At 67.2% G+C, this 20,255-nt stretch carries 23 protein-coding genes; 19 read left to right on the top strand and 4 right to left on the bottom strand.

All coding sequences use genetic code 11. The features are described from left to right. Positions 1–165: 165 nt before the first annotated feature. Positions 166–945 (bottom strand): enoyl-CoA hydratase, encoded by a 780-nt coding sequence (locus tag GTW51_RS08260; RefSeq protein WP_163043440.1) that lies wholly within the window; start codon positions 943–945, stop codon positions 166–168. Positions 946–1,120: 175 nt separating this feature from the next. Between GTW51_RS08260 and GTW51_RS08255 the strand changes: the two genes are divergently transcribed. The 7 genes from GTW51_RS08255 to GTW51_RS08225 all read left to right on the top strand — a co-directional run bounded on the left by GTW51_RS08255 (position 1,121) and on the right by GTW51_RS08225 (position 8,423). After that, a complete protein-coding gene (locus GTW51_RS08255; RefSeq protein ID WP_163043439.1) occupies positions 1,121–1,978 on the top strand; it encodes a D-amino-acid transaminase in 858 nt (285 codons plus the stop codon). Positions 1,979–2,058: 80 nt separating this feature from the next. Beyond that, the gene (locus GTW51_RS08250) at positions 2,059–2,859 is read left to right on the top strand and encodes a DeoR/GlpR family DNA-binding transcription regulator (RefSeq protein WP_163043570.1); all 801 of its coding nucleotides are present in this window, start codon (positions 2,059–2,061) and stop codon (positions 2,857–2,859) included. A 59-nt stretch (positions 2,860–2,918) separates the two neighbouring features. Beyond that, the gene (gene glpD / locus GTW51_RS08245; protein ID WP_163043438.1) at positions 2,919–4,454 is read left to right on the top strand and encodes a glycerol-3-phosphate dehydrogenase; all 1,536 of its coding nucleotides are present in this window, start codon (positions 2,919–2,921) and stop codon (positions 4,452–4,454) included. Positions 4,455–4,485: 31 nt separating this feature from the next. Further along, positions 4,486–5,562, top strand: coding sequence for an ABC transporter ATP-binding protein (locus GTW51_RS08240; protein WP_163043569.1), 1,077 nt, complete (start codon positions 4,486–4,488; stop codon positions 5,560–5,562). 9 nt (positions 5,563–5,571) lie between these two features. Further along, positions 5,572–6,645, top strand: coding sequence for an ABC transporter ATP-binding protein (locus GTW51_RS08235; RefSeq protein WP_163043437.1), 1,074 nt, complete (start codon positions 5,572–5,574; stop codon positions 6,643–6,645). 3 nt (positions 6,646–6,648) lie between these two features. Continuing rightward, complete coding sequence (locus GTW51_RS08230; protein ID WP_163043436.1) at positions 6,649–7,536, top strand: carbohydrate ABC transporter permease; 888 nt, start codon at positions 6,649–6,651, stop codon at positions 7,534–7,536. Further along, on the top strand, positions 7,533–8,423 hold the full coding sequence (locus tag GTW51_RS08225; RefSeq protein ID WP_246232787.1) for a carbohydrate ABC transporter permease: 891 nt from the start codon (positions 7,533–7,535) through the stop codon (positions 8,421–8,423). Before GTW51_RS08230 ends, GTW51_RS08225 begins: the two co-directional genes overlap by 4 nt. A 257-nt stretch (positions 8,424–8,680) precedes the next feature. Here GTW51_RS08225 and GTW51_RS08220 read toward each other — a convergent pair whose 3' ends face one another. Together GTW51_RS08220 and GTW51_RS08215 are read right to left on the bottom strand one after the other, a co-directional pair. Continuing rightward, positions 8,681–8,986 carry a GIY-YIG nuclease family protein gene (locus GTW51_RS08220; RefSeq protein WP_163043435.1) on the bottom strand — a complete coding sequence of 102 codons (306 nt, stop codon included), beginning with the start codon at positions 8,984–8,986 and terminating at the stop codon, positions 8,681–8,683. A 288-nt stretch (positions 8,987–9,274) separates the two neighbouring features. Next, positions 9,275–9,631: a helix-turn-helix domain-containing protein gene (locus GTW51_RS08215; protein ID WP_163043434.1), complete on the bottom strand. Its 357-nt coding sequence runs from the start codon at positions 9,629–9,631 to the stop codon at positions 9,275–9,277. A gap of 30 nt (positions 9,632–9,661) precedes the next feature. Here GTW51_RS08215 and GTW51_RS08210 point away from each other — a divergent pair, with 30 nt between their 5' ends. The 12 genes from GTW51_RS08210 (at position 9,662) to GTW51_RS08155 (ending at position 19,272) form a co-directional block, all read left to right on the top strand. After that, on the top strand, positions 9,662–10,084 hold the full coding sequence (locus GTW51_RS08210) for a DUF1841 family protein (RefSeq protein ID WP_163043433.1): 423 nt from the start codon (positions 9,662–9,664) through the stop codon (positions 10,082–10,084). Beyond that, entirely contained in the window at positions 10,081–10,365 is a 285-nt protein-coding gene (locus GTW51_RS08205; protein WP_163043432.1) for a DUF2160 domain-containing protein, read from the top strand. The genes GTW51_RS08210 and GTW51_RS08205 overlap by 4 nt, the downstream gene beginning before the upstream one ends. A gap of 88 nt (positions 10,366–10,453) precedes the next feature. Then, positions 10,454–12,244, top strand: coding sequence for an ABC transporter substrate-binding protein (locus GTW51_RS08200; RefSeq protein WP_163043431.1), 1,791 nt, complete (start codon positions 10,454–10,456; stop codon positions 12,242–12,244). Between the two features lie 145 nt (positions 12,245–12,389). Further along, positions 12,390–13,877, top strand: coding sequence for a glycerol kinase GlpK (gene glpK / locus GTW51_RS08195; protein WP_163043430.1), 1,488 nt, complete (start codon positions 12,390–12,392; stop codon positions 13,875–13,877). Between the two features lie 116 nt (positions 13,878–13,993). Then, complete coding sequence (locus GTW51_RS08190) at positions 13,994–14,275, top strand: type II toxin-antitoxin system VapB family antitoxin (protein WP_163043429.1); 282 nt, start codon at positions 13,994–13,996, stop codon at positions 14,273–14,275. After that, complete coding sequence (locus tag GTW51_RS08185; RefSeq protein WP_163043428.1) at positions 14,275–14,670, top strand: type II toxin-antitoxin system VapC family toxin; 396 nt, start codon at positions 14,275–14,277, stop codon at positions 14,668–14,670. The genes GTW51_RS08190 and GTW51_RS08185 overlap by 1 nt, the downstream gene beginning before the upstream one ends. A 152-nt stretch (positions 14,671–14,822) precedes the next feature. Further along, positions 14,823–15,386, top strand: coding sequence for a biotin transporter BioY (locus GTW51_RS08180; protein WP_163043427.1), 564 nt, complete (start codon positions 14,823–14,825; stop codon positions 15,384–15,386). Between the two features lie 23 nt (positions 15,387–15,409). Next, complete coding sequence (locus GTW51_RS08175) at positions 15,410–16,084, top strand: ATP-binding cassette domain-containing protein (RefSeq protein WP_163043426.1); 675 nt, start codon at positions 15,410–15,412, stop codon at positions 16,082–16,084. Next, positions 16,081–16,671: an energy-coupling factor transporter transmembrane component T family protein gene (locus GTW51_RS08170; protein WP_163043425.1), complete on the top strand. Its 591-nt coding sequence runs from the start codon at positions 16,081–16,083 to the stop codon at positions 16,669–16,671. Before GTW51_RS08175 ends, GTW51_RS08170 begins: the two co-directional genes overlap by 4 nt. A gap of 112 nt (positions 16,672–16,783) precedes the next feature. Further along, positions 16,784–17,779: an ABC transporter substrate-binding protein gene (locus GTW51_RS08165; protein WP_163043424.1), complete on the top strand. Its 996-nt coding sequence runs from the start codon at positions 16,784–16,786 to the stop codon at positions 17,777–17,779. After that, entirely contained in the window at positions 17,769–18,557 is a 789-nt protein-coding gene (locus GTW51_RS08160; RefSeq protein WP_163043423.1) for an ABC transporter permease, read from the top strand. The genes GTW51_RS08165 and GTW51_RS08160 overlap by 11 nt, the downstream gene beginning before the upstream one ends. Further along, complete coding sequence (locus GTW51_RS08155; protein ID WP_163043567.1) at positions 18,535–19,272, top strand: ATP-binding cassette domain-containing protein; 738 nt, start codon at positions 18,535–18,537, stop codon at positions 19,270–19,272. Before GTW51_RS08160 ends, GTW51_RS08155 begins: the two co-directional genes overlap by 23 nt. Before the next feature lie 229 nt (positions 19,273–19,501). Here GTW51_RS08155 and GTW51_RS08150 read toward each other — a convergent pair whose 3' ends face one another. Next, on the bottom strand, positions 19,502–20,104 hold the full coding sequence (locus GTW51_RS08150; protein WP_163043422.1) for a YceI family protein: 603 nt from the start codon (positions 20,102–20,104) through the stop codon (positions 19,502–19,504). Between the last annotated feature and the right edge of the window lie 151 nt (positions 20,105–20,255).

Here is a 20,255-nt window from a genome sequence, read left to right as displayed (position 1 = left end):
CGCTGAGACGGAAAGCCCTGGCGCCTGGCGCCGGGGCTTTTTCGTTTGCGCTGACCGGACCTGCCGTTTCGCCCACGACGCCATCTGCCAGGCTTTTCGCAACGACCCTCACCCGTTCGCGCGTCGCCCGTCCACCCTCTCCCGCAAGCAGGAGGAACGGCGCCTTTACTCCCCGTGCCGGAAAACCGGCGGGCGCTTCTCGCGAAAGGCGGCCATGCCCTCCTTCTGGTCGCCGCCGGCGAAGAGGGCGTGAAAGATCCGCCGCTCGTGCAAGAGCCCCTCGCGCAGCCCCACCTCGAAGGCGCGGTTGGTGGCTTCCTTGGCGGCGAGCGTCGCAGGCTTGGAGAAGCCGGCGATGGTCCGGGCCACCCCAAGCGCCTCGTCCATCAACTGCTCGGCTGGCACCAGCCGCGACACCAGGCCGATCCGCTCGGCTTCGGCGGCGTCGATTATCCGGCCGGTGAGGATCATGTCCATCGCCTTGTACTTGCCGACGGCGCGGGTCAGGCGCTGCGAGCCGCCCATTCCGGGGATGACGCCGAGCTTGATCTCCGGCTGGCCGAATTTCGCCGTATCGGCCGCCACGATCACGTCGCACATCATCGCCAGCTCGCAACCGCCGCCGAGCGCGAATCCCGATACGGCCGCGACCATCGGCGTGCGCACCCGCTCGAGCGCCTCCCAGTCGGACAGCCAATCGGCGAGCATCAGCTCCATCGCCGAGCGGTCCTCCATCTCCTTGATGTCGGCACCGGCGGCGAAGGCCTTGTCGGAACCCGCGATAAGGATCGCGCCGACGTCCGGATCGCGGTCCAGCGCGGCGGTTCGGCGGACGATCTCGCCCATCACCGCCGCATTCAGCGCGTTGAGCACCTTCGGCTGGTTGAGTGTCAGGATCGCGACGCGCCCCTCGCGGCTTTCCAGAACGATGTCGGCTTCGGTCATGGCGATGCTTCCCTCCTCCCGCCCGCCGCACTCGCGAGCCGCGGCGGCGCTCCTTCTTCGTGCGAGAAATAGCATGTCTCGCCCGAACCGGCAGGCGGAACGCGACGAAACCTTTCCTCCCGCCCCGGCCCGCTTTATCAAGCATTCAGTCGTAACCAGCAGCCACGAGTCGTCCATGTCCCGCATCGTCTACGTCAACGGCGCCTATCTTCCGGAAGCCGAAGCCACGATCTCGGTCTTCGACCGCGGCTTCCTGTTCGCCGATGCGGTCTACGAGGTGACGACGGTGCTTGGCGGCAAGCTGATCGACTTCCACGCCCACATGGCGCGTCTCGACCGCTCGCTGTCGGAACTCGACCTGACCGCGCCGGCGAGCCATGACGATCTGCTGGCGATCCACCGCGAACTCGTGACGCGCAACGGCGTCGACGAAGGCCTGATCTACATGCAGGTGACGCGCGGCGCCGCCGATCGCGACTTCCTGTTCCCGGCGAAGGTCACGCCGCCGTCGCTGGTGCTGTTCACCCAGGCGATGGCGCTTCGCGACAAGCCAGCGGCCCGCACCGGTATCCGCGTGGCCTCGGTGCCGGATTTGCGCTGGGGCCGCCGCGACATCAAGACCGTCCAGCTGCTCTACCCGTCGATGGCCAAGATGGAAGCCGTCCGCCAGGGCGCCGACGATGCCTGGCTGGTGGAGGATGGTGTCGTCACCGAGGGCACGTCCAACAACGCCCATATCGTCACCGCCGGCGGCACGCTGATCACCCGCAACCTCTCTCACGCGATCCTGCACGGCATCACCCGTGCCGCAGTGCTGCGGCTCGCCGCCGACAGCGGGCTGACGATCGAGGAGCGGCCCTTCACGCTGGACGAGGCGAAGGCCGCCAGGGAAGCATTCGTCACCTCCGCCTCCTCCTTCGTGATGCCGGTGATCTCCATCGACGGGATGGCGATCGGCGATGGCACGCCCGGCCCGGTCGCCCAGCGGCTGCGCGAGATCTACATCGAGGAAGCCGACCGCACCGCGATCTGAGCCGGGCACCGCCGCCGACTTTCGTTTGTTGCGTTTTGGTTTCGCTTCTCGCATCTTCTGCGGGAGGATGAGGAATGCCGATGCTCTCCGATCGCCAGCAACAAATTCTCGAGCTTGCCAAGCGGGCCGGCCGCGTAGCGGTCGACGATCTCGCCGGCCGCTACGCGGTGTCGGTGCAGACGATCCGCAAGGATCTCAACGAACTCTGCGACCAGCGCCTGCTGGCCCGGATCCATGGCGGCGCGGTCCTCTCCTCCGGGGTGGAGAATGTCGGCTACGACGCCCGCCGGATGATTGCCGCCGACGAGAAGGCGGCGATCGGCCGGGCCGTCGCCGACCTGATCCCGGACCGCGCCTCGCTGTTCGTCAATATCGGCACGACCACCGAGGCGGTGGCGCATGCGCTGCTGCGGCATGGCGGGCTGATGGTGATCACCAACAACATCAATGTCGTGACCGCCATGCGGCCGTATCCGGAGATCGAACTGGTGATCGCCGGCGGGGTCGTGCGCCGCTCGGATGGCGGCATCGTCGGGGAGGCCGCCGTCGACTTCATCCGGCAGTTCAAGGTGGATTTCGCGGTGATCGGCGTCTCGGCGATCGATGTCGACGGGTCGCTGCTGGACTTCGACTATCGCGAAGTGCGGGTGGCGCAGGCGATCATTTCCAACGCCCGCCACGTCATCCTCGCCGCCGATTCCTCGAAATTCGAGCGCAGCGCGCCGGTCCGGATCGGCCATCTCAACCAGGTGCATTCCTTCGTCACCGACGCCGCCCCCGCGGCGATCCGGCAGATCTGCCGCGACACCGATGTTCGCCTCGTCGAAACCACCCCGACCACGGCTGAAACCGACGCCTGGGCCACGGCCGATGCGGGATGAATTTCGTTTGACCTTCGATTTGGTTTCGTCATAAGCTTCGCCACGTTCGCATGTGCGCCATGAATGCTGCATTGCGAAAGCCTGGGGAGGCTCTGCTGGATTTCGACGTCTTCATCATCGGTGGCGGCATCAATGGCTGCGGCATCGCCCGCGACGCCGTCGGGCGCGGCTATCGCGTCGGTCTCGCCGAGATGAACGACCTCGCCTCGGGTACCTCCTCCTGGTCGACCAAGCTGGTGCATGGCGGCCTGCGCTATCTCGAGCAGTATGAATTTTCGCTGGTTCGGCACGCGCTGCAGGAGCGCGAGGTGCTCTGGTCGATCGCTCCGCACATCATCCGGCCGCTGCGCTTCGTGCTGCCGCATCACGCCGGCCTCCGCCCCGCCTGGCTGCTGCGGACCGGCCTCTTCCTCTACGACCATATCGGCGGTCGCAAGACGCTGAAGCCTACCACGACGGTGGACCTCGACGGACCGCTCGGCGCGCCGCTGAAGGATGATTATCACAAGGGTTTCGAGTATTCCGACGCCCGCGTCGACGACGCGCGGCTGGTCGTCCTCAACGCCCGCGACGCCGCGGCTCGCGGCGCGACGATCATGGTCCGCACCAAGGTGGTCGAGGCACGGCGCCAGGACGGCGCCTGGCAGATCACCCTGCGCGACACCGAAAGCGGCCTCACCCGCACGGTGACGGCGGCCTTCCTCGTCAATGTCGGCGGTCCCTGGGTCGACGAGATCATCCGCGGTGCCATGGGGCGCAACGAGGCGCGCCACGTCCGCCTCGTCCAGGGCTCGCACATCGTTACCCGCAAACTCTACGAGCACGACCGCGCCTACATCTTCCAGAACGAGGACGGCCGGATCATCTTCGCCATCCCCTATGAGGAAGACTTCACCCTCGTCGGCACGACCGACCGGGACTACGAGGGCGACCCGGCCAAGGTGGCGATCACCGAGGAGGAGACGAGCTACCTCCTCGGCGCCGCCAGCGAGTATTTCAGGCAGCCGGTGACGGCGGACGACATCGTCTGGACCTATTCCGGCGTGCGGCCGCTCTACGACGACGGCGCCACCAAGGCGCAGGAAGCCACCCGCGACTACGTGCTGAAGGTCGAGGGCGGCCGCGACGAGGCCAAGGTCCTCAACTGCTTCGGCGGCAAGATCACCACCTATCGCGTCCTCTCGGAGGAAGTGCTGGCGAAGATCGAGGACACGCTCGGCGCCCGCGGCAAGCGCTGGACGGGGACCCGCCCCCTACCCGGCGGCGATTTCGCGGTGGACGGCCTCGCCGCTTTGGAGGATCGTCTGCGCCAGGCCGTTCCCGGCTTTGACGAGCGCACCGTCCGCCGCATGGCGCGATCCTACGGCACCGACGCACTCGCCGCGGCCGGAAACGGTGCGCCGGGCGGCGACCTCGGCCACGGGCTGCACGAAGCCGAGATCGACTGGCTCACAAGCAACGAGTGGGCGCGCACGGCGGAAGACATTCTGTGGCGCCGGACCAAGCTCGGCCTGCGCTTCAGCGACGGCGAAACGCAGCGTCTTGCGGCGCACATGGAAGAACTGGAAGCACGACGGAAGATCGCGGCCGCCTGAGCGCCGCATGGGAGATGTCTGGGAGGACAGTTTGCTCGAATTGCAGAACGTCAGCCGCACCGTCGGCGGCGAAAAACACATCATCGATATCTCGCTCAGGCTCGAGCGCGGGTCGCTGAACGTCCTGCTCGGGCCGACGCTCGCCGGCAAGACCAGCCTGATGCGACTGATGGCCGGGCTCGACGCGCCGACGAGCGGGCGCATCGTCATGGACGGCAAGGACGTCACCGGCCTGCCGGTTCGCAAGCGTAACGTCGCCATGGTCTACCAGCAGTTCATCAACTACCCGTCGCTGACGGTCTACGAGAACATCGCCTCGCCGCTGCGCATCCAGCGCCGGCCTGCGCCCGAGATCGACGCGGAAGTGCGCAAGGCCGCCGAGCTGATGAAGCTCGGTCCCTTCCTCGACCGCACGCCGCTCAACCTTTCGGGCGGACAGCAGCAGCGCACGGCGCTGGCGCGCGCTCTGGTGAAGAACGCCGAACTGGTGCTGCTCGACGAGCCGCTCGCCAATCTCGACTACAAGCTGCGCGAGGAACTGCGCGAGGAACTGCCCCGGCTCTTCGCCGAGACCGGCGCGGTCTTCGTCTACGCGACCACCGAGCCACACGAGGCGCTGCTGCTCGGCGGCCGCACGGCGACGATGTCGAAGGGACGCATCACCCAGTTCGGCGAGACGGCCGAGGTTTATCACCAGCCGCACGACCTCCTGACCGCCCGCACGTTCTCGGACCCGCCGCTGAACGTCGTCCAACTGACCAAATCGGCCGGCCGTTTCACCTCGAAGAGCGGCGTCGCCTTCCCGGCCGCGCCTACCCACGCCGGACTGCCCGACGGTGCCTACAGCGCCGGCATCCGCCCGCACCGGCTGACGCTCGGCGGCTCCGACGGCACCGGCTTCGACGCGACCGTGGTGCTGACCGAGGTCACCGGGTCGGAGACCTTCATCCATGCCGATCTCGGCGGCGAGCGGATCATCGCGCTGGTGCATGGCGTGCGCCGTCTCGATGCCGGCGAGCGGGTACGGCTGTCGTTCGAGCCGTCGCGCGTCCTCTTGTTCGACCCGGACGGCGCCGCCGTCGCCGCGCCCGCGCGACTGGCGGCCTGAGGAGATCTGATGGCCCGCATCCGCCTCGATCATATCCGCCATGCCTACTCGCCGGCGCTCGCCAGGGCCGGTACCTTTGCGCTGCGCGAGGTCGACCACGCCTTCGAGGACGGCGGCGCCTATGCGCTGCTCGGGCCATCCGGCTGCGGCAAGACCACGCTGCTCAACATCATCTCCGGCCTCCTGACGCCGTCCGAAGGCAAGGTCCGCTTCGACGACCGCGACGTGACGATGCTGACGCCGGAAGCCCGCAACATCGCGCAGGTCTTCCAGTTTCCGGTGATCTACGACACGATGACGGTGCGCGAGAACCTCGCCTTCCCGCTGAAGAACCGCAAGCTGCCGAAGGCCGAGATCCAGACGCGCGTCGCCGAGATGCTCCGCCGCATCGGGCTGGGGGAAAAGGCCGACCGCAAGGCGCGCGGCCTCACCGCCGACGAGAAGCAGAAGATCTCGCTCGGCCGCGGCCTGGTGCGCTCCGACGTCAACGCCATCCTGTTCGACGAGCCGCTGACGGTCATCGACCCGCACATGAAGTGGCAGCTGCGCTCGGAGCTGAAGCAGCTGCACCACGAATTCGCGATGACGATGATCTACGTCACCCACGACCAGACCGAGGCGCTGACCTTCGCCGACAAGGTGGTGGTGATGTACGACGGCGAGGTCGTGCAGATCGGCACGCCCGAAGAGCTGTTCGAGCGGCCGCGGCACACATTCGTCGGCTATTTCATCGGCTCGCCCGGCATGAACGTGCTGCCGTGCCGGCTCGAGGCCGGCGAGGCGGTCATCGCCGATGCACGCATCGCGCTTTCCGGCCTCGCCCCGGTCGCCGCCGGGCAGAAGACCGAGCTCGGGATCCGGCCGGAATTCGTCGAGATCGTGCCGATTGGCGACGGCATTCCGGTGAGCGTCACCAAAGTCGAGGACGTCGGCTCGGAGCGGATCGTGCGGGCTTCGCTGTCCGGCCATCCGCTCAGCGCGATCGTGCCGGAAGGCGCCGCCATCCCCGCCGACGCGGCCGTCCGCTTCGCGCCGCATGCGCTCAATGTCTATGCCGATTCCTGGCTGGTGGAGAGGGCCTGAGACATGGACAAGACCTGGAACAACAAAGCCTGGTTCATGGTGGTGCCCGTCCTGTTGCTGGTCGCCTTCTCGGCGGTGATCCCGCTGATGACGGTGGTCAACTATTCGGTGCAGGACACGTTCGGCGCCAACCAGTTCTTCTGGGCCGGCACCAGCTGGTTCGAGGACATCCTCACCTCCCCGCGCTTCCACGACGCGCTGCAGCGCAATTTGCTGTTCTCGGCGATCATTCTCGCCATCGAGATCCCGCTCGGTATCCTCGTCGCCCTGTCGATGCCGAAGAAGGGCATCTTCGTGCCGATCTGTCTCGTGCTGATGGCGCTGCCGCTGCTGATCCCCTGGAACGTCGTCGGCACGATCTGGCAGGTGTTCGGGCGTACCGACATCGGCCTTCTCGGCTACACGCTGACGGCGATTGGCTTCGACTACAATTACGTCCAGGACCCGTTCGACGCCTGGGTGACCATCATCCTGATGGACGTCTGGCACTGGACGAGCCTCGTCGTGCTGCTCTGCTATGCCGGCCTCGTCTCGATCCCGGACGCCTACTACCAGGCGGCGAAGATCGACGGCGCCTCGCGCTGGGCGGTGTTCCGCTACATCCAGCTGCCGAAGATGGGCCGCGTGCTGCTCATCGCCGTGCTGCTGCGCTTCATGGACTCGTTCATGATCTACACCGAGCCGTTCGTCCTCACCGGCGGCGGCCCCGGCAACTCGACGACGTTCCTGTCGATCGACCTCGTCAAGCTGGCGATCGGCCAGTTCAATCTCGGCGAGGCGGCGGCGATGTCGCTGGTCTATTTCCTGATCATCCTGGCGCTGTCCTGGGTGTTCTACACGGTGATGACCAATGCCGGCACCGACCAGAAGACGACGGGAGCGCCGGAATGAGCGACCAGGCGACGACCCATCGCAGCCTGCCGGCCGCGGCCCATTCGGAGACCGCGATCGCGGCCCGCTCGCGGGCAAAGACCGGGCGCTTCCGCTGGAAGGCGCTGATCCCGACGATCTACATCATCTTCCTGCTCCTGCCGATCTACTGGCTGGTCAACATGAGCTTCAAGACCAACCAGGAGATCCTGAGCGGCCTGACGCTGCTGCCGCAGAATCCGACGCTGCGCAATTACGCGGTCATCTTCACCGATCCGTCCTGGTACAATGGCTACATCAACTCGATCATCTACGTGGTGCTGAACACGGTGATATCCGTGTCGGTGGCGCTGCCGGCTGCCTACGCCTTCTCGCGCTACCGGTTCCTGGGGGACAAGCACCTGTTCTTCTGGCTGCTGACCAACCGCATGGCGCCGCCGGCGGTGTTCGCGCTGCCGTTCTTCCAGCTCTATTCGGCCTTCGGCCTGATCGACACGCATATCGCCGTGGCGCTGGCGCACTGCCTGTTCAACGTGCCGCTGGCGGTCTGGATTCTCGAAGGCTTCATGTCGGGCGTGCCGAAGGAGATCGACGAGACCGCCTATATCGACGGCTATTCCTTCCCGCGCTTCTTCTTCAAGATCTTCACGCCGCTGATCGCCAGCGGCATCGGGGTCGCGGCGTTCTTCTGCTTCATGTTCTCCTGGGTCGAGCTCCTGATCGCGCGGACGCTCACGGTGACCGACGCCAAGCCGATCTCGGCGATCATGACGCGGACGGTGTCAGCGTCCGGCATGGACTGGGGCGTCCTCGCCGCCGCAGGCGCCCTGACCATCATCCCCGGCGCGATCGTCATCTGGTTCGTTCGCAACTACATCGCCAAGGGCTTCGCCCTGGGGAGGGTGTGATGTGGGCCGCTGACTCTTCCTTGGCGCAACGCCCCCTCGCCCTTCGAGGCTCGCTTCGCTCGCACCTCAGGATGAGGGGGCGGGGAGACGCCGGAGCCGTGTCTCTTCGCTCATGTCAAAACGGCGGACCCCTGAGAGATCTGCACCGGTCGGTCCTCGCGGAAGCCGCGACGGTCCCTCCATTCCCTCATCCTGAGGTGCGAGCGAAGCGAGCCTCGAAGGGCGAGGGAATGGCGGCACCGCGCCGAAGCCCGGCTTCACTCCTTCTTCCCGACCAGATGCCCGCGTCGCGAAAGTTCCGGCAGCCCCACATAGTTCATCGCGATCAGCGTCTCCTTCTTGCGCCGGTTCCACCCCTTGATCTGCTTCTCTCGTGCAATCGCATCCAGCAGCCGATCGTAGGTTTCGGTGAAAACCACGGTGACGGGGCGCCGCTTGAAGGTGAAGCTGTTCGGATTGGGATCGTTATTGTGCTCCCAGACCCTCGCCTCGATCTCCTGTCTGGTGAGCCCGGTGTAGTAGCTGCCGTCAGCGCAGCGCAGGATGTAGACGGTCGCTTCCATCGCGCATCATCCCCCCCTGGCACTGCTCGCAGCTTGGTGGGAGAAATCCCCGCTGACAAGCGACCACCGCAGGGCGCCTGCCGCCCCCTCGCCCTTCGAGGCTCGCTGCGCTCGCACCTCAGGATGAGGGGGCGGGAAAGCGCGGCGCCATCATCGCGATGGTCAAACGCATCAGATAGACGGAATAACGCAGTCCCCTCGCTCGGAACGCCGCCGGCTGCGATAGTGCCCCCGTTCCCTCATCCTGAGCTCGCCGAAGGGTCGAGGCGAGAGGCTCCGCCAGTTCCCTCAATCGACAATGTCCTCGATGCCGAGCTTCAGCGCGGCGGCCAGGGCCTTCAGCGTCGACAGCCGCGGGTCGATCTTGCGGCTCTCGATGTCGCTGACGCTCGCCGCCCGCACCCCCGCTTTCGCCGCCAGTTCCGCCTGCGTCATGCCGAGCGACTTGCGCCACCCCGCCAGCGGGTGGAGCCCCTCGTTCCAGATCTGCTCGGCAATTTCCGCCGGCATAGCAGGCGCGTCGGGATAATCGATCTCCGCCTGGCGGATCAGGGCGATATCGCCAGAATCCTCGATGAGGTCCTCATATTCGGCGCGGGTCATGACGATCAGGCTCTCGCCCTTGAGATTGACTGCCTCGTTCATCGTGTGTCCTCAACGGTAGGCTTCGCGGCGATGGGCGACACGAAGCACAAGCATGTGGTTTTGCAGAACGAACAGCGCGCGCCAGACGCCGATCCTCATCCGGTACTCCTCGAGACCGGACAGTTTCTTCACATCGCCCTACCCAGTCTCGGCATAGCGCCAGAGCTTAGCCTTGATGGGGTCGCTGTCGCGTCTCGGCATCTTGCTCAGCGCCTTTTCGGCGACGGGATGAATGACGACCTTCATCATGAGATCCGCTTTAGCGTTTTTGCGACATACGTAGAAACGCAAATTTCGGCGAGTCTGGCAATCGGAACGGGATCGATCACCGTTGCGCCGGCGACCGACAAACTCTGCCCGAAACGATCGCGCGCCGCGGGAATACTCGCCAGCGACCGGCGCCGTTCGGACCAGCCACGGCGATCGGCCGCAGCGCAAGGAGCCCTTCGATGATCGAACTGTCCTGGATGGCCTGGACCTGGCCGACCGCGATCTTCTTCCTGGTGATCTTCGCGCTGATCGCCGCCATGGGCGTATGGGAATATGCCGTGCCCGGCGGGTCCCCGCGCGTCGGCATCCTGCGTTTCGAGACCACACGCGGCGACCGGCTGTTCGTGTCGCTGCTCGGCTCGGCCTTCATCTGCCTCGGCTGGCTGTGGGCCACCGACCTGTCGCTCTGGTACGCGCTCGCCGTCTGTGCCGGGTTCTTTCTTCTCGTCTTCCGTCTCGTCTGACGAGACGGCTGCTGCCCCTGCCGCGTCTCGACCGGTCGACGCGGATCAGCCAATCAACCGACCGGCTCCATCTGGGAGGATAGACAACATGAAACACATACTGATGAGTACGACGGCGGTGCTTGCCATCACGCTCGGCGCAGGCCCGGCCTTTGCCGACATGGAGGCGGCGAAGTCGTTCCTCGACGCCGAGATCGGCGACATGTCCGCCCTGTCCCGCGAGGAGCAGGAACAGGAGATGCAGTGGTTCATCGACGCCGCCGAGCCGTTCCAGGGCATGGACATCAAGGTCGTGTCGGAAACCATCACCACGCATGAATACGAGTCGAAGGTGCTGGCCCCGGCCTTCACCGCGATCACCGGCATCAAGGTGACGCACGATTTGATCGGCGAGGGCGACGTCGTCGAGAAGCTGCAGACGCAGATGCAGTCCGGGGAGAACATCTACGACGCCTATGTCAACGATTCCGACCTGATCGGCACCCACTGGCGCTACCAGCAGGCGCGCAGCCTCACCGACTGGATGGAGAACACGGGCAAGGACGTCACCAATCCCGGCCTCGACCTCGACGACTTCATCGGCACGTCCTTCACCACCGCGCCGGACGGCCAGCTCTACCAGCTGCCCGACCAGCAGTTCGCCAACCTCTACTGGTTCCGCTACGACTGGTTCAACGACGAGAAGAACAAGGCCGATTTCCAGGAGAAATACGGCTACGAGCTCGGCGTGCCGGTCAACTGGTCGGCCTATGAGGACATCGCCGAGTTCTTCACCGGCCGCGACATGGGCGAAGGCCCGGTGTACGGCCACATGGACTACGGCAAGAAGGACCCCTCGCTCGGCTGGCGCTTCACCGATGCCTGGCTGTCGATGGCCGGCAACGGCGACAAGGGCATCCCGAACGGCGTGCCCGTCGACGAATGGGGCATCCGCGTCAACGAGAACTCGCAGCCTGTCGGCTCCTGCGTTGCCCGCGGCGGCGACACCAACGGCCCCGCCGCCGTCTATTCCATCACCAAGTATCTCGACTGGCTGAAGGCCTATGCGCCGCCGGAGGCCCAGGGCATGACCTTCTCCGAGGCAGGGCCCGTGCCGGCGCAGGGCAAGGTCGCCCAGCAGATCTTCTGGTACACCGCCTTCACCGCCGACGCGGTCAAGGAAGGCCTGCCGGTGGTCAACGAGGACGGCACGCCGAAATGGCGCATGGCCCCCTCGCCGCACGGCGTCTACTGGAAGGAAGGCATGAAGCTCGGCTACCAGGACGTCGGATCCTGGACGCTGATGAAGTCGACCCCGGACGAGCGCGCCAAGGCGGCCTGGCTCTATGCCCAGTTCGTCACCTCCAAGACCGTCGACGTCAAGAAGAGCCATGTCGGGCTGACGCTGATCCGCGAAAGCTCGATCCGCCACGACAGCTTCACCGAACGGGCGCCTGAGCTCGGCGGGCTGATCGAGTTCTACCGCTCGCCGGCCCGGGTGCAGTGGTCGCCGACCGGCACCAACGTGCCGGACTATCCGAAGCTCGCCCAGCTCTGGTGGCAGGCGATCGGCGATGCGGCCTCCGGCGCCAAGACGCCGCAGGAAGCGATGGACACGCTCTGCGCCGAGCAGGAGAGCATCATGGAACGGCTCGAACGGGCCGGCATCCAGGGCGACATCGGCCCGAAGCTCAACGAAGAGCAGGACATGGAATACTGGGTCGAGCAGGCCAAGGCCAACGGCACGCTGGCGCCGCAGCTCGCGGTCGAGAACGAGAAGGAACAGCCGATCACCGTCAATTACGACGAGCTGGTGAAGAGCTGGGCCGACGCCACCGCGACAGCGCCGACCGAAGGGGACACGACCTCCGCGACGCCGGCAGCCGCGCCCGCCCAGTAAGCGGCCGCCACGAACAGACCGAGGAGAAGGCCGGGGTGTCCCCGGCCTTCTCGCATCCGCGCCGCGGACGCGCGCCTTCCCCGTTCCGCTCGGATCGCGGCGGCGTTCGCGCGACAGGGAACACCCACATCGTCAGGAGCTGCCAATGTCCGGCTACGTCCTCGCCATCGACCAGGGCACGACCTCCTCCCGCGCCATCGTCTTCGACGACGGGTTCCGGGTCGTCGGAATGGGCCAGGAGGAATTCCCGCAGCATTTCCCCCGCTCCGGCTGGGTCGAGCACGATCCGGAAGACATCTGGTCGTCGGTTGTCGCCACCGTCCGCTCGGCGCTGGCCGACGCCTCGCTGTCGGCCGCCGACATCGCGGCGCTCGGCATCACCAACCAGCGCGAGACGACGCTGATCTGGGACCGCGACAGCGGCAAGCCGATCCACAACGCCATCGTCTGGCAGGACCGCCGCACCGCCGAGATCTGCCAGCGCCTCGTTTCCGAGGGCAGCGAGCCGGCGATCACCGCGAAGACCGGCCTGATCGTCGACCCGTATTTCTCGGGCACGAAGATTGCCTGGCTCCTGGACAATGTCGACGGGGCGCGGGCGAAGGCCGAGGCGGGCAAGCTCGCCTTCGGCACCGTCGACACGTTCCTGCTCTGGCGCCTCACCGGCGGCCGCGTCCACGCCACCGACGCCACCAACGCCTCACGGACAATGCTCTTCGACATCGAAGCGAACGACTGGGACGACGAGCTGCTGCGCCTTCTGAACGTGCCGCGGACGCTGCTGCCCGCCGTCGAGGACTGCGATGCCGAATTCGGCACCACCGACGCCGCTCTGTTCGGCGCGGCCATCCCGATCCGCGGCATCGCCGGCGACCAGCATGCGGCGACGCTGGGCCAGGCCTGCTTCGAGCCGGGCATGGTCAAGTCGACCTACGGCACCGGCTGCTTCGCCGTGCTCAACACCGGTGCCGAGCGGATCACCTCGCACAACCGGCTGCTGACGACGATCGCCTATCGCCTGGCGGGCAAGACCTGCTTCGCGCTCGAGGGCTCGATCTTCGTCGCTGGCGCGGCCGTGCAATGGCTGCGCGACGGGCTGCAGGTCGTCGCCCGCGCCGAGCAGACCGGGCCGATGGCAGCACGCGCCGACGAAGCACAGGACGTCTACATGGTGCCGGCCTTCACCGGCCTCGGCGCGCCGTGGTGGGACGCCGAGGCACGCGGCGCGATCTACGGCCTGACCCGCAAGACCGGCCCGGACGAACTGGCCCGCGCCGCGCTGGAGGCCGTCTGCTTCCAGACTGCCGACCTCCTCACCGCCATGCGCAAGGACTGGCCGGGCGCCTCGGACACGATCCTCAGGGTCGATGGCGGCATGGTCGCCTCGGACTGGACGATGCAGCGCCTCGCCGACCTTCTCGACGCGCCTGTCGATCGCCCGGTGGTGCTGGAGACGACGGCGCTCGGCGCCGCCTGGGTGGCGGGACAGAAGGCCGGCGTCTGGCCCGACATGGCCGGCTTTGCCCGGCGCTGGCACCTCGAGCGCCGCTTCACGCCGCAGATGGACGCCGTGACCCGCGGCCGCAAGCTCACCGGCTGGGCCGATGCGGTGCGGCGGACGCTGACGGCCTAGGGCGAGCGATCCCGGCCCCGAGGACAAGCCGGGTGGCTGCAGAACCGATCACCTTTCGCCTCTCGACAACGGAATATCCCCATCTTACCTTGGGGATATTCCGCACGGAGGCCGCCATGCCGCTCTACGTCAAAGACCGCGAGGTCGGCGAACTCGCCGATCGCCTCGCTAGGCTTAAGAAGACCAGCAAGACCGAGGCGGTGCGCCAGGCACTTCGGTCAGAGTTGGAGCGGAACACGACGACGGAGTCGAAACCGCCGAAGGTCGATGCGCAAACGCAGGCCTACGTCGATAAAGGCCTGAATATCGCTCGCGCGATACGAGCCAGGTATCCGGCGGGTGGCCAGGGCCTGCCGGTGACCAAGGAATGGATCGACAGCCTCTACGAGGACGATTGATGTTCGTCGATGCCTCCGCCCTTTGCGCTTTGATGCTCGAGGAGGAGGACGCCGCGGCGATCCTGGCGCGGATGAAGTCGGCGGATCGACTGCTCGTCTCACCGACGGTGATTTGGGAGACGGTCGTCTCCTGCTCACGCCGCGTCGATTGGCAGCTGGAGAGCGCACAGGCCGCCGTTCAGGCTTATCTGGCGGAGATGCAGATTACCGTCGTCGCCATTCCACCCGAAGCGGCCGCTCTCGCCGTCGAGGCCTACGCCCGCTACGGCAAGGGCCGGCACAAAGCCGGCCTGAACTTCGGCGACTGCTTTGCCTATGCCTGCGCCCGACATTTCGACGTGAAGCTGCTCTACAAGGGCGACGACTTCGCCCAGACCGATATCGCGACGGCCTGAGAGGAAGGCCGTGGCGACGGCGGCGCGATGAGGACGCAGCCGGGATGCGTCAGGCGCGTCCACCCGTTGACCTTTGCCGCCCGATCCGCTTGACGTGCCGCACGCGGGCCGGCGCAGCGCCGGATGACTCCCGCCCCTGCAAGAGACCCGTCATGGCCACCCGAGACATCGTTTTCATCGCCCTTTTCGCCGCCCTGATGGCCGTGCTCGGCGCCTTTCCGCCGCTGATGATCCCGGCACTCGGCATCCCGATCACGGCGCAGTCGATGGGGCCGATGCTGATGGGCGGCATCCTCGGCGCCCGCCGCGGCGTCCTGTCGATGCTGCTGTTCCTGGCGCTGGTCGCCATCGGCCTGCCGCTGCTCTCCGGCGGGCGCGGCGGCCTCGCGCCCTTCGTCGGGCCTTGGTCGGGCTTCATCTATGGCTGGGTCGCGGCGAGCCTCGTCATCGGCTGGCTGACCGAGCGATTCTGGACCCGCCTCTCCTTCCCCGCCGCCTTCGCCATCGCCGTCCTCGGCGGCATCGGCGTGATCTATGCCGTCGGCGTGCCGTGGTATTCGGCGATGTCCGGCATGGGGCTTCGAGAGGCCTTCATCGGTTCGGCCGTTGCCTTCATCCCCGGCGACCTGATCAAGGCGGGCGTCGCGGCGGCGGTGATCGTCGCGGTGCGCCGCGCCTATCCGCTGATCGCGCCGCGCCGCGCCCGCTCGGCCTGAGGCGCGATGCGCCCGGCCGCCCGGTGATCGTTCTTCGCGGCATCTCGGTCGAGCGCGCGGGGCGCCTGGTCCTCGCCGATCTCGACCTGACGCTCGCCGAGCGCCGGATCGGCATCATCGGCGCCAACGGCTCCGGCAAGAGCACCTTCGCCCGGCTGCTCAACGGGCTCGTCCTGCCGACGAATGGCGAGATCAGCGTCGACGGCCTCGACACGAGGGCGAAGGGCAAGGAGGTCCGCCGCCGCGTCGGCTTCGTCTTCCAGAACCCCGACAACCAGATCGTCTACCCGACCGTCGGCGAGGACCTCGCCTTTGGCCTCAAGGGTCGCGGCCTCGACAAGGCGGAGATCGCCGTGCGCGTCGGCGCCGCGCTCGACCGCTTCGGGCTTGCCTGCTTCGACGACCGGCTGGCGCATGAGCTCTCCGGCGGCGAGCGCCAGATGGTGGCGCTGGCCGGCGTCATGGTCACCGAGCCGGCCTGGCTGGTCATGGACGAACCGACGACGCTGCTCGACCTGCGCAACACGCGCCGGGTGATGGACGCCGTCGCCGCGCTCGAGCAGCATGTCGTCTTCGTCACCCACGATCTCGACCTGCTCGCCGACTTCGACCGCGTGCTCGTCTTCGAGGCCGGCCGCCTCGTCGCCGACGCCGCCCCGCCCGAAGCGGTCGACGCCTACCGCGCGATCGCCGGATGATTGCCGGGCTCTACCGGCCGGGGACGAGCCCCGTGCATCGCGCCGGGGCCGGCACCAAGCTGGCGCTGCTGCTCGGCCTCGGCACGCTGCTCTTCGCGATCGGCGACGTCGCCCTGGCGGCCGTTGCGCTGGCCGTCACGCTCGCCACCTTTGCGTCGGCCCGCATCCCGGCCCGCGTCGCCTTCGCACAGATTCGTCCGGCGCTTTGGATCCTCGGGATCCTCTTTGCGGTGCAGCTCTGGCTGGTCGGGCTCGAACCGGCGCTGCTCCTCGTCCTGCGCTTTGCCGCCTTGATCCTCGCGGCTTCGCTGGTCACGCTCACCACCCGCACCGCGGAACTCGTCGCCGTCATCGAGTGGGCGCTGGGGCCCCTCGGACGCCTCGGCGTCGACGTCACCAAGGTGAGCCTTGCGCTGTCGCTGGCCATCCGCTTCATTCCCGCCGTCGCCGCCATCGTCGAGGAGGTGCGCGAAGCGCAGCGCGCCCGCGGCCAGGACCGCAGCATCGTCGCGCTGGCGGTGCCGGTGATCGTGCGTCTCCTGAAGATGGCCGACGAGATCGCCGAGGCGATCGACGCGCGTTCCTGAGGCGGGAAATATTCCCTATGTCTTGCCAAACGCTCCTGAAAGCGAGACGGCGGGGCGGGGTCCGCGCTAGAAAGCTTGCGGGCACGCCACGACGATTTCGGGAGGATCGTTCATGCGATGGCTTCACGCGACACTCGCCGCTTTACTGGTCCTGCTGGTCTCGACGCTCGGTGCGTCGGCGCAGCAGCCGGCAGCGCCCGAAACGCTGCGGGTCGGCATCCTGCAATACGGCACGGTGAACTGGGAACTCGACGCGATGACCCGCAACGGCATCGATGAGCGCCACGGCGTCGACGTCGAGCTGGTGCCGTTTGCCGGCGAGGATGCCTCCGCCGTCGCCCTGCAGGCCGGCGCGGTCGACATGATCGTCTCGGACTGGCTGTGGGTCTCGCGCCAGCGTTCTGCCGGCGCCGACTTCACCTTCGCGCCCTATTCCACCTCGGTGGGCTCGATCATGGTGCCCGGCGACAGCGCGATGCAGGCGCTGACCGATCTGCGCGGCAAGACGCTCGGCGTCGCCGGCGGTCCGCTCGACAAGAACTGGCTGCTGATCCAGGCACTGGCCCAACGCGACGGCCTCGACATCGCGGCCGAGAACGAGATCGTCTACGGCGCGCCGCCGCTGCTGACGGCCAAGGCGGAATCCGGCGAGCTCGATGCCGTGCTGAACTACTGGCACTACGCCGCCCGCCTCGAGGCGCAGGGCTTTCGCACGCTGATCTCCGGCACCGAGGCGGCAATGGCGATGGGCACGGCCGGCCCGGTCGCGGCGATCGGCTGGGTCTTCCGCGACAGTTTCGCAGCCGAGCATCCAGAGGCCATCGAGGGTTTCCTCGCCGCCGACGAGGAGATCAAGGCGCTGCTGCAGGAATCCGATGCGGAATGGGTGAAGCTCGCGCCGCTGGTGAAGGCCGAGGACGAGAAGACCCTGGCGACGCTGCGCGACCGCTACCGCGAGGGCATCCCGACTCGCAGCGCCGAGGAAGAGATCGCCGACACGCGCGCGCTCTATCGCCTGCTGGCCGAGATCGGCGGCGAGCGGCTCGTCGGCCCGTCGCCGGAACTCATCGAGGGAACCTATTTCACCGGGCGCAAGAATGGCACATGATGCCGCCGTGGCCGGTCACGGCCGGGCGGAAAACAGGGCACTGCCAAGCCTGATCGTCGGGGCCTCTCTGGCAGTGCTGCTCGCCGTCTGGTGGGTCGCCGCCTCGATCGCCGACAGCCGTGTCCTGCCCTGTCCGGCCGCCGTCGCCGAGGCCTTCTGGCGCGACGCATTGACCGGCGAGATGTTCTTCCATCTCGCCATGACGCTGTTCCGGGTCGCCGCCGCCTTCCTCCTCGCCATGGTCTTCGGCTCGATCATCGGCGTCGCGCTCGGCATGAGCCGGCAGGCCAACCGCTTCTTCGATCCGTGGCTGATCCTCTTCCTCAACATCCCGGCGCTGGTGGTGATCGTGCTGGCCTATATCTGGTTCGGCCTCAACGAGATCGCGGCGATCGGGGCGATCGCCGTCAACAAGATCCCGAACGTCGTGGTCACCATGGGCGAGGGTGCCCGCGCCCTCGATCGGCAGCTGGCGGAGATGGCGTCGGTCTATCGTTTCGGCCGCATGAAGACCCTGCGCCACGTCATCGTCCCGCAGCTGCAGCCGTATTTCGCCGCGTCCTCGCGGTCGGGCCTGTCGCTGATCTGGAAGATCGCCCTGGTGGTCGAGCTGCTCGGCCGCTCCAACGGCGTCGGCTTCCAGATCCACCTCTATTTCCAGCTCTTCGACGTCGCTTCCATCCTCGCCTATACGCTGGCCTTCGTCGTCGTCATGCTCATGATCGAGTTCCTGCTTGTCCAACCGCTTGAAGCCCGTGCGACGCGCTGGCGCCGCTGACATCCTCGACATCGCGATCCGGAACAAGGCGTTCCGCGGCGCCGATGGCGGGCTGCTCGCGGCGATCGACGAGGTGGCGTTCGCCGTGCCCGCCGGCAGCTTCACGACGCTGATCGGCCCCTCCGGCTGCGGCAAGACGACGACGCTGCGCATCGTGCTCGGCCTCGACACGGATTTCGTGGGACACGTGACGCTGCCGGGCGCGACACCGCGCGTCGCCGCGGTCTTCCAGGAGCCGCGCCTCCTGCCCTGGCGCACCGTCGAGGAGAATGTCCGGCTCGCCCTGCCGCCCGAACTGGAAGGCACCGACCCGACGGACCTCTTCGCCATCCTCGGCCTCGATACGATGCGCTCGCGCTTTCCGGGCGAGCTGTCGCTCGGCCTCGCCCGCCGCGCCGCGCTGGCCCGCGCCTTCGCCGTCGAGCCGTCGCTGATCCTTCTCGACGAGCCCTTCGTCTCGCTCGACGAGATGACCGCTAGCCGCCTGCGGGCGCTGCTGACCACCGTCTGGTCGGCTCGGCCGACCACCGCGCTGATGGTCACCCACAACCTCCGCGAGGCGGTGGAATTGTCCGACCGCATCGTCTTCCTGACGCCGCGCCCGGCCACGGTCCGCGGCATCCACGAGATCACCACGCCCCGCCCCGCTCGCGACGCCGCCTGGCGCGAGCGCGAATTGGCCGAACTGGACCGGCTGTTCCCGGGGGTGTTGTAGCGGCCGATGGCTCCCGCCCGTCGCACACCGTAGCGCCGCGGAGGCGCACCGTGGCCGGCAAAGCCGCTCCCTCCCTGACGGCGTCATCCCCGGGCTTGACCCGGGGACCCATGCCAAGCCCTCGAAGCTGCCAAACCGGTGCCGAAGGCGGGCCTTTCCTTCCTCGGACAGGTGGCGCCACCGCAGAGGGCGCGGCGGCAGAGCTTGAACGGACGGTCGCGCTATCCGATCAGGACTGCGGGACGAACTCCGTCTCGATTTCCAGCGTCACCTCGCTGCCGACCGGGCCGACGAGCTCCTCGATGCCGTATTTCGTGCGGTCGATAGTCATCGTGCCGGAAAAACCGATCGCCGGCTGCTCCGTCATCGGATGCGGGTTGAGCGCCGTGTTGAAGGTCACGTCGATCGTTTCCTCGTGCGTCTGGCCGAGGAGCGTCAGATCGCCGGTAACGACGCCGGTGTTGTCGCCGGTTACCTCGATCTGAGTGGAGACGAAGGTCGCCTCGGGAAACGCTGCCGCATTCAAAAACATGTCGCTGGCGATCTCCGCGTCGAAGTCCTTGTCGTCGGCCGGGTAGTTCGTGTCCACCGAAGCCGGATCGATCGTCGCCGTCAGGCTGGACTGGGTCACGTCCGCCGGATCGAGTTCGAGCGTCGCGGAAATATCGGTGAAGCGACCGATGTAGGTCGACAAGCCGAAATGGTCGACCTTCCACAAGACGTTGGTGTGCAACGGGTCGCTGACATAGGTGCCGGCCGGAACATCGATGGCCTGGGCGAAAGCCGAGCCGGTCATAAAGACGATGGCGGCGGGGATGAGCATGGTGCGCATGGGAGGTTCTCCTGAGAAAATCGGGTCGCGGCGCAGAAACTACGCTGCCGAGGCTCGAGGGAAAGCGGCTGTGGCGCGACGCACCGTTCAGGGGGACACGGGTGGGCAATCTCGGCCCCGACCGGCAGTGCCGCCTGATCCGCGGTCGTTT

The organism is Aurantimonas aggregata (assembly GCF_010500835.1).
Classification (GTDB): domain Bacteria; phylum Pseudomonadota; class Alphaproteobacteria; order Rhizobiales; family Rhizobiaceae; genus Aurantimonas; species Aurantimonas aggregata.
The sequence above is the reverse complement of the archived record's forward strand: the minus strand, read 5'-3'. Positions and strand labels throughout refer to the sequence as shown.

Excerpts from the sequence above, each read along its gene's own strand:
- GTW51_RS08150 (WP_163043422.1), bottom strand. The coding sequence starts at position 20,104 with ATGCGCACCATGCTCATCCCCGCCGCCATCGTCTTTATGACCGGCTCG.
- GTW51_RS08215 (WP_163043434.1), bottom strand. The coding sequence starts at position 9,631 with ATGAACGAGGCAGTCAATCTCAAGGGCGAGAGCCTGATCGTCATGACC.
- glpD (WP_163043438.1), top strand. The coding sequence starts at position 2,919 with ATGAATGCTGCATTGCGAAAGCCTGGGGAGGCTCTGCTGGATTTCGAC.
- GTW51_RS08220 (WP_163043435.1), bottom strand. The coding sequence starts at position 8,986 with ATGGAAGCGACCGTCTACATCCTGCGCTGCGCTGACGGCAGCTACTAC.
- GTW51_RS08235 (WP_163043437.1), top strand. The coding sequence starts at position 5,572 with ATGGCCCGCATCCGCCTCGATCATATCCGCCATGCCTACTCGCCGGCG.
- GTW51_RS08205 (WP_163043432.1), top strand. The coding sequence starts at position 10,081 with ATGATCGAACTGTCCTGGATGGCCTGGACCTGGCCGACCGCGATCTTC.
- GTW51_RS08255 (WP_163043439.1), top strand. The coding sequence starts at position 1,121 with ATGTCCCGCATCGTCTACGTCAACGGCGCCTATCTTCCGGAAGCCGAA.
- GTW51_RS08260 (WP_163043440.1), bottom strand. The coding sequence starts at position 945 with ATGACCGAAGCCGACATCGTTCTGGAAAGCCGCGAGGGGCGCGTCGCG.
- GTW51_RS08185 (WP_163043428.1), top strand. The coding sequence starts at position 14,275 with ATGTTCGTCGATGCCTCCGCCCTTTGCGCTTTGATGCTCGAGGAGGAG.
- GTW51_RS08170 (WP_163043425.1), top strand. The coding sequence starts at position 16,081 with ATGATTGCCGGGCTCTACCGGCCGGGGACGAGCCCCGTGCATCGCGCC.
- GTW51_RS08250 (WP_163043570.1), top strand. The coding sequence starts at position 2,059 with ATGCTCTCCGATCGCCAGCAACAAATTCTCGAGCTTGCCAAGCGGGCC.
- glpK (WP_163043430.1), top strand. The coding sequence starts at position 12,390 with ATGTCCGGCTACGTCCTCGCCATCGACCAGGGCACGACCTCCTCCCGC.
- GTW51_RS08160 (WP_163043423.1), top strand. The coding sequence starts at position 17,769 with ATGGCACATGATGCCGCCGTGGCCGGTCACGGCCGGGCGGAAAACAGG.
- GTW51_RS08200 (WP_163043431.1), top strand. The coding sequence starts at position 10,454 with ATGAAACACATACTGATGAGTACGACGGCGGTGCTTGCCATCACGCTC.
- GTW51_RS08210 (WP_163043433.1), top strand. The coding sequence starts at position 9,662 with ATGGGCGACACGAAGCACAAGCATGTGGTTTTGCAGAACGAACAGCGC.
- GTW51_RS08230 (WP_163043436.1), top strand. The coding sequence starts at position 6,649 with ATGGACAAGACCTGGAACAACAAAGCCTGGTTCATGGTGGTGCCCGTC.
- GTW51_RS08190 (WP_163043429.1), top strand. The coding sequence starts at position 13,994 with ATGCCGCTCTACGTCAAAGACCGCGAGGTCGGCGAACTCGCCGATCGC.
- GTW51_RS08225 (WP_246232787.1), top strand. The coding sequence starts at position 7,533 with ATGAGCGACCAGGCGACGACCCATCGCAGCCTGCCGGCCGCGGCCCAT.
- GTW51_RS08165 (WP_163043424.1), top strand. The coding sequence starts at position 16,784 with ATGCGATGGCTTCACGCGACACTCGCCGCTTTACTGGTCCTGCTGGTC.
- GTW51_RS08180 (WP_163043427.1), top strand. The coding sequence starts at position 14,823 with ATGGCCACCCGAGACATCGTTTTCATCGCCCTTTTCGCCGCCCTGATG.